8 protein-coding genes are annotated in these 6693 nt (G+C 74.1%); 2 read left to right on the forward strand and 6 right to left on the reverse strand.

Annotated features, from left to right (window positions below; translation table 11 throughout):
* Nucleotides 1-96 precede the first annotated feature (96 nt).
* A complete protein-coding gene (locus ACI796_RS23060; RefSeq protein ID WP_456943551.1) occupies nt 97-732 on the forward strand; it encodes a regulatory protein RecX in 636 nt (211 codons plus the stop codon).
* A gap of 103 nt (nt 733-835) precedes the next feature.
* On the opposite strand, the gene ACI796_RS23065 is transcribed toward ACI796_RS23060, so the two are convergent.
* The 5 genes from ACI796_RS23065 to ACI796_RS23085 all read right to left on the reverse strand — a co-directional run bounded on the left by ACI796_RS23065 (nt 836) and on the right by ACI796_RS23085 (nt 4766).
* Nucleotides 836-1357, reverse strand: a complete 522-nt coding sequence (locus tag ACI796_RS23065; protein WP_456943552.1) for a hypothetical protein — start codon at nt 1355-1357, stop codon at nt 836-838.
* 113 nt (nt 1358-1470) lie between these two features.
* A complete protein-coding gene (locus ACI796_RS23070; protein WP_456943553.1) occupies nt 1471-2364 on the reverse strand; it encodes an amino acid ABC transporter permease in 894 nt (297 codons plus the stop codon).
* A complete protein-coding gene (locus tag ACI796_RS23075) occupies nt 2361-3011 on the reverse strand; it encodes an amino acid ABC transporter permease (RefSeq protein ID WP_456943554.1) in 651 nt (216 codons plus the stop codon). Before ACI796_RS23075 ends, ACI796_RS23070 begins: the two co-directional genes overlap by 4 nt.
* 85 nt (nt 3012-3096) lie before the next feature.
* The gene (locus ACI796_RS23080) at nt 3097-3990 is read right to left on the reverse strand and encodes a glutamate ABC transporter substrate-binding protein (RefSeq protein WP_456943555.1); all 894 of its coding nucleotides are present in this window, start codon (nt 3988-3990) and stop codon (nt 3097-3099) included.
* Between the two features lie 20 nt (nt 3991-4010).
* Nucleotides 4011-4766: an amino acid ABC transporter ATP-binding protein gene (locus ACI796_RS23085; protein WP_456943556.1), complete on the reverse strand. Its 756-nt coding sequence runs from the start codon at nt 4764-4766 to the stop codon at nt 4011-4013.
* 112 nt (nt 4767-4878) lie between these two features.
* Between ACI796_RS23085 and miaB the strand changes: the two genes are divergently transcribed.
* On the forward strand, nt 4879-6330 hold the full coding sequence (miaB, locus tag ACI796_RS23090; RefSeq protein WP_456943557.1) for a tRNA (N6-isopentenyl adenosine(37)-C2)-methylthiotransferase MiaB: 1452 nt from the start codon (nt 4879-4881) through the stop codon (nt 6328-6330).
* A 60-nt stretch (nt 6331-6390) separates the two neighbouring features.
* Here the strand turns inward: miaB and ACI796_RS23095 are convergent, their stop codons facing one another.
* Complete coding sequence (locus ACI796_RS23095) at nt 6391-6546, reverse strand: hypothetical protein (RefSeq protein WP_456943558.1); 156 nt, start codon at nt 6544-6546, stop codon at nt 6391-6393.
* Nucleotides 6547-6693 lie beyond the last annotated feature (147 nt).

Here is a 6693-nt window from a genome sequence, read left to right on the forward strand (position 1 = left end):
CGCTCTCGGGCATCAGCGTGCCGCCGGGGGCGTCGGTGTGCACGAAGCCGTCGGAGAGGCCGGGGAACAGGCCACGGACGCGCGCGACGTCCAGCCGTGGTTCCCCCGGGTGCATGCGGGCGGCGGCGGTCCGGGCCGTCCCCTGACCCGGACGGCCCGGCCGCCGCCGACGAGCAGACCCCAGCCGCCCCCTACGACCGCGACGCCGACGACCCGGGTGACCCGGAGTCGGTCGCCCGGGCCATCTGCCTGCGGGCCCTGACCGGCGCGGCCCGGACGCGCCAGCAGCTGGCCGACCTGCTCGAGCGGCGCGGCGTCCCGGAGGAGGCCGCGACCGCGGTCCTCGACCGGTTCGGCGAGGTCGGGCTGATCGACGACGCGGCCTTCGCCCGCGCCTGGGTGACCTCCCGGCAGGCCGGCCGCGGGCTGGCGCGGCGGGCGCTGCGGGCCGAGCTGCGCGCCAAGGGCGTCGACGGCGAGGACGCCGAGCAGGCCCTCGCCCAGGTCGACGAGGAGGACGAGCGGGCCGCCGCCCGCCGGCTGGTGGAGCGCCGGCTCCCGGCGCTGCGCCGGGTGGACCGCGTCACCGCCACCCGCCGGCTGGTCGGGATGCTCGCGCGCAAGGGCTACAACGGCGGCCTGGCCGCGGGCGTGGTGCGCGAGGTCCTCGACGAGACCGGCTCCGGCACCGACGAGGACGGCGGCGACGGCTGGGCCGACGTCGACTCCTGAGCGGCCCCGTCCGCCCGGGCGGCCCCGTCGCCCCCACCCGCAGCGACGACGGCGGCCGGCCGCCCCAGGGGGCGACCGGCCGCCGTGGCCGTCGGTGGCGCGTTCAGCCCGCCAGCGGGCCGGCGACGGCGGGCACCGCCTCGGTCAGCCGCGCGGGCGGCTGAGCCGAACGCGCCGTCTGGAGCGGCATCGCCTGGGTCGGCAGGCCGGCGGCCGCGGGCCGGCCGGTCCACGCGGTGAGGTCCACGGCGACGCCGCCGGGTGCCTCGTCGTCGGACACCAGCCACTCGCCCTCGCCGTCCACGCGGGCGGCGAGCCACTGCCGGATGTGCTGCTCGAAGGTGCGGTCGGGCAGCACGGCCGGCCGGCTGACCGGGCCGAGGAAGGTCAGGTCGCGCTCGCTGCCGTCGGCGGCGCGCAGCACCACCCGGCAGCGGGCCCGCCGGTGCCGGGCCGGCGGCACGGCCTCGCGGACGACGGCGGTCTGGGCACCGGCGGCGACGGCGAACTGCGCGGCGGCCGCGCGCAGGCGGTTCACGAAGTCCTGGGCGACGTCGACCTGCCCCTCGGGCAGGCGCACCACCGAGGGCAGCGGCGGCACGGCGGGGCGGAGAGCGGTGTCCACGGATCCACTCTCGGCAGCCCCGCCGCACCGGCTGACCACCCGCGCGCCCGGGGGTGCGCCGCGGGGCGGACGGGACGCCGCGTGACCGTTCCGTGTCCCGCGGACACCCCGGGTCAGACCGGCCCGCCGCCCCCGTCCATCTCCGCGCTGGTGAGCGACTCGACCGGCTTGGCCGCGGCCGCCTTGGTGTTCCGCCGGGTGCGCTTCTCCACGTACCTGGCCAGCCAGGACAGCAGCACGTTGATCACGATGTAGATGACCGCGGCGGCCACGTACAGCTGGAACGTGTAGGTGTTGCCGAAGGAGAAGGCGAAGAACTCCACCAGGCTCCGGGCGGTCCGCAGCAGCTCGACGTAGCCGACGATGAAGCCCAGCGACGAGTCCTTGAGCAGCACGACCAGCTGGGCCACGAGCACCGGCAGCATCCGCCGCACCGCCTGCGGCAGCAGCACCAGCGTCATGACCTGCGTCTTGCGCATGCCCAGGGCGAAGGCCGCCTCCCGCTGCCCGCGGTCCACCGACAGGATGCCGGCGCGGAAGATCTCGGCCAGCACGGCCATGTTGTAGAGCGTCAGGCCGAGGACCAGCGCGCGGAACGCCGTCATCGGGACGCCGACGGTCGGCAGGAACAGCAGGCAGAACAGGATCAGGATCAGCAGCGGCACGGCGCGGAAGAACTCGATCACCACACCGACCGGTGCCCGCACCCAGGCGTGGTCGGACAGCCGCCCCACGGCGAGCAGCGCGCCGAACACGGTGGCCAGCACCATGCCGACGGCGGCCGCGGCGAGAGTGTTGAGCAGGCCCTCCCAGAGCGCCTGCGGCACCCCGGACGACGGGTCGAACAGGATCGCCCAGCGGTCGGGCTCGAGCTGGCCGTTGACGCCCAGGCGCCACAGCCCCCACCCGACGAGGGCCGCGATGAGCAGTGCGCCGACGACCGTGCCGATCCGCTGGCGGCGGCGGGCCTGCGGGCCGGGCAGGTCGAACAGGACGGTGCTGCTCATCGGACGATCGCCACCCGGTTCTCGACCACCCGGATCAGCCAGGCAGAGGGCAGTGTGATGACCAGGTAGCCGGCGACGACCGCGAGGAACACGGCGAGCAGCTGGTCGGCGTTGGTGTTGGCCAGCCGCTGCAGCGCGGCGGTCAGGTCGGTGACCGCGAAGCCGGCGGCGATGGAGGTGTTCTTCGCCAGCGCGATCCACACGTTGCCCAGCGGCGGCACCACGGTCCGGAAGGCCTGGGGGAGCACCACCTGGCGCAGCGACTGGCCGAAGGTCAGGCCCAGCGCCCGGGCGGCCTCCGCCTGTCCCGGCGGGACGGCGTTGATGCCCGAGCGCAGCGCCTCGCAGACGAACGCGGCGGTGTAGAGCGACAGCGCGGCCACGGCGGTGATGAACCGGCTCGGGAACTGCAGGTCGATCTGCACGATGCCGAACGCGAAGAAGAAGAACACCACCGTCAGCGGGGTGTTGCGGAAGACCTCGACGTAGAAGGTCGCCAGCCCGCGCAGCGGCGGCACGGGGCTCACCCGCATGCCCGCCAGCACGGTGCCCAGCACCAGGGAGCAGACGCCGCTGACGACGGCGAGGGAGAGCGTCGTCAGGAACGCGCTCCACAACAGGTCGGAGTTGTCGCTGAGGAACTGCACCGCGCCCTCGAGAGGTCGGGGACGGGGCGACGCCGCCGGGCGGGAGCCCGCCCGGCGGCGTCGCGGACGTCCGGGTCGAGTGGGGTCAGTACCGGTCGACCGTCGGCGGCTCGGGGGCCTCCTCGCCGGTGATGGAGCCGGCGGTGCGGTCCCACGCGTCGGCCCAGCGGCCGTCCTCGAAGGCCTCCTCGAGGACGTCGTTGACGAAGTTCCGGAACTCCGTGTCACCGAGCGCGAGCCCGATGCCGTAGGGCTCCTCGGTGAACGGGTTGCCCACCAGCTCGAAGGCGCCGTCGCTGCCGGCGACCAGGCCGGTGAGGATGACGTTGTCCGTCGTCACCGCCTGGACGTTGCCGTTGCGCAGGTCGTCGGCGCACTTGGAGTAGACGTCGTAGGTCACCAGCTGGGCCTGCGGGTAGTTGTCCCGGATGTTCTGCGCGGGCGTCGAGCCCTCGACCGAGCACACCGTCTTCCCGGCCAGGTCGTCGGGGCCCTCGATGCCCTCGGGGTTGCCCTCGGCGACCATGATGTCCTGGCCGGCGATGTAGTACGGGCCGGCGAAGTCGACGACCTGCTTGCGCGCGTCGTTGATCGTGTAGGTGGCCACCACCATGTCGACCTGGCCGTTCTGGATGAACGGCTCGCGGTTGGCCGACACCGTCTCGGTCCAGGTGATGCCGTCCTCGGGGATGCCGAGCTCGGCGGCCACGATCTTGGCGATCTCGACGTCGAAGCCCTCCGGGCTCCCGGACTGCGGGTTCAGCAGGCCGAAGCCGGGCTGGTCGTACTTGGTGCCGATGGTGATGGCGCCGGCCTCGTTGAGCTCGGCCATCGTCGTGCCGGCCTCGAACTCGACGTCCTCCTGGACCTCGGCGGTGTTCTCGGCCGACTCCTCGGCCTGCGTGCCCGCCTCGCTGGAGCAGGCGGCCAGGGCCAGGCCGAGGGTGGCGAGGGCCGCGAGCCGTCGGGTGCTGCGCATGGGGTGTCCTCCCGGGTGGGTCAGTGGTTGAGGATCTTGGACAGGAAGTCGCGGGCCCGGTCCGAGCGCGGGCTGGTGAAGAACGTCTCCGGGTCGGAGGACTCGACGATCCGGCCGCCGTCCATGAACACGACCCGGTTGGCCGCCCGCCGGGCGAAGCCCATCTCGTGGGTGACGACGACCATCGTCATGCCCTCGCGGGCCAGCGAGGTCATGACGTCGAGGACCTCGTTGATCATCTCGGGGTCGAGGGCCGACGTCGGCTCGTCGAAGAGGATGACCTTGGGGTCCATGGCCAGGGCGCGGGCGATGGCCACGCGCTGCTGCTGACCGCCGGACAGCTGGGCGGGGTACTTGTCGGCCTGGTGCCCGACGCCGACCCGGTCGAGCAGCTCGCGCGCTCGCCGCTCGGCATCGGCCTTCGACATCCGGCGCACCCGCGTCGGGGCGAGGGTGACGTTCTCGAGGATCGTCTTGTGGGCGAACAGGTTGAAGCTCTGGAAGACCATCCCGACGTCGCTGCGCAGCCGGGCGAGCGCCTTGCCCTCCTCGGGCAGCTTCTCGCCGTCGATGCGGATCTCGCCCTGCTGGATGGCCTCCAGCCGGTTGATCGCGCGGCACAGCGTCGACTTGCCCGACCCGGACGGCCCGATGACCACGACGACCTCGCCGCGGTCGATCGACAGGTCGATGTCCTGCAACACGTGCAGCTCACCGAACCACTTGTTGACGCCGGTCAGCTGGACGAGAGGTCCTCCGGCTAGCTGGCTGGTCACGTCCGGAACCCTAGGGCCGCGGGCGGGCAGCGACCCCTCGGGGGCGTCACGGTGTAGTAACGAACGCGGTGACGCCGTGTGACCGTCGTCGCGCCGTACCCTCGCAGACGTCATGGGAACCGAGGTCGACAGCCCGCCGCGCACCTACCGGGTGCGCACCTACGGGTGCCAGATGAACGTGCACGACTCCGAGCGGCTGTCCGGGCTGCTGGAGGCCGCCGGCTACGCCGCCGCCCCGGAGGGCGAGGACGCCGACGTCGTCGTGCTCAACACCTGCGCGGTGCGGGAGAACGCCGACAACCGCCTCTACGGCAACCTCGGCCACCTGCGCCCGGTGAAGGACGCGCACCCGGGCATGCAGATCGCCGTCGGCGGGTGCCTGGCGCAGAAGGACCGCGGCGAGATCGTCGAGCGGGCGCCGTGGGTCGACGTCGTCTTCGGGACGCACAACGTGGGGTCGCTGCCGGCGCTGCTGGAGCGGGCCCGGCACAACGCCGAGGCGCAGGTGGAGATCGCCGAGGCGCTCGAGGTCTTCCCGTCGACGCTGCCGGCCAAGCGGGACTCCGCCTACTCCGGCTGGGTGTCGATCAGCGTCGGCTGCAACAACACCTGCACGTTCTGCATCGTCCCGGCGCTGCGCGGCAAGGAGAAGGACCGCCGGCCGGGGGAGATCCTGGCCGAGGTGCAGGCGCTGGTCGACCAAGGCGTGCTCGAGGTGACCCTGCTCGGGCAGAACGTGAACGCCTACGGCGTCGAGTTCCGCGACCGCGGGGCGTTCGCCGACCTGCTGCGTGCCACCGGTCGCATCGAGGGCCTGGAGCGGGTCCGGTTCACCAGCCCGCACCCGCGGGAGTTCACCGACGACGTCATCGAGGCGATGGCCGAGACGCCCGCGGTCTGCCACCAGCTGCACATGCCGCTGCAGTCCGGGTCGGACGACGTGCTGCGCCGGATGCGCCGCGGCTACCGGCAGGACCGCTACCTCGGGATCATCGACCGGGTCCGTGCCGCGATGCCCGACGCCGCGATCACCACCGACATCATCGTCGGGTTCCCCGGCGAGACCGAGGCCGACTTCGAGCAGACCCTCGAGGTGGTCCGCCGGGCCCGCTTCGCCAGTGCGTTCACCTTCCAGTACTCCAAGCGCCCCGGGACGCCGGCCGCCGGGATGGACGGCCAGCTGCCCAAGGAGGTCGTGCAGGAGCGCTACCTGCGGCTGACCGCGCTGCAGGACGAGATCAGCTGGGCGGAGAACCGGGCGCAGGTCGGCCGCAGGGTGGAGCTCCTGGCGGCGGCGGGGGAGGGCAGCAAGGACGCCCGTACCGGACGGATGAGCGGCCGCGCCCGTGACGGGCGGCTGGTGCACTTCGCCGGCGGCGACGGTGTCCGGCCCGGCGACGTCGTCGAGACCGTCGTCACCGCGGCGGCGCCGCACCACCTGGTCGCCGACGGCCCGCTGCTGTCGCACCGCCGCACCCGCGCCGGTGACGCGCACGAGGCCGGCACCCGCCCGACGACGCCCGGCGTGCTGCTCGGCATGCCGCGCATCGGCGCCCCGGCCTAGGAGCCGCACGGACGCGAGAGGCCCCGCCCGGGATCCGGGCGGGGCCTCTCGCGTGTGAGGTCAGCGGCGGGAGGACCGCTCGGCCTCGGCCAGCCACTCGCGGCGGGTCTCCAGGTCCGTCCGCGCCTGGGCGATCCGCTTCGCGTCCCCGGAGGCCTCGGCCTTGGCCAGCTGCTCCTCGGCCTTGGTGACGGCGGCCCGCATGGACGCGACCATCGGGTTCTCCGGCGCGGTGCGCACCCGGCCGGCGGGGGGGGGGGGGGGGGCGCCCCCGCCCCCCGCCCCCCGCACACCCCCCCCCCCCCCCCCCGCCCCCCCCCCCCCCCCCCCCCCCCCGCCCCCCCCCCCCACCCCCCCCCCCCC

The sequence above is a fragment of the Geodermatophilus sp. SYSU D00525 genome, from assembly GCF_054050475.1.

What these genes read in the sequence shown, in the direction of transcription:
- ACI796_RS23095 (WP_456943558.1), bottom strand. Translation starts at nt 6,546, where the DNA reads ATGGTCGCGTCCATGCGGGCCGCCGTCACCAAGGCCGAGGAGCAGCTG.
- ACI796_RS23070 (WP_456943553.1), bottom strand. Translation starts at nt 2,364, where the DNA reads ATGAGCAGCACCGTCCTGTTCGACCTGCCCGGCCCGCAGGCCCGCCGC.
- ACI796_RS23080 (WP_456943555.1), bottom strand. Translation starts at nt 3,990, where the DNA reads ATGCGCAGCACCCGACGGCTCGCGGCCCTCGCCACCCTCGGCCTGGCC.
- miaB (WP_456943557.1), top strand. Translation starts at nt 4,879, where the DNA reads ATGGGAACCGAGGTCGACAGCCCGCCGCGCACCTACCGGGTGCGCACC.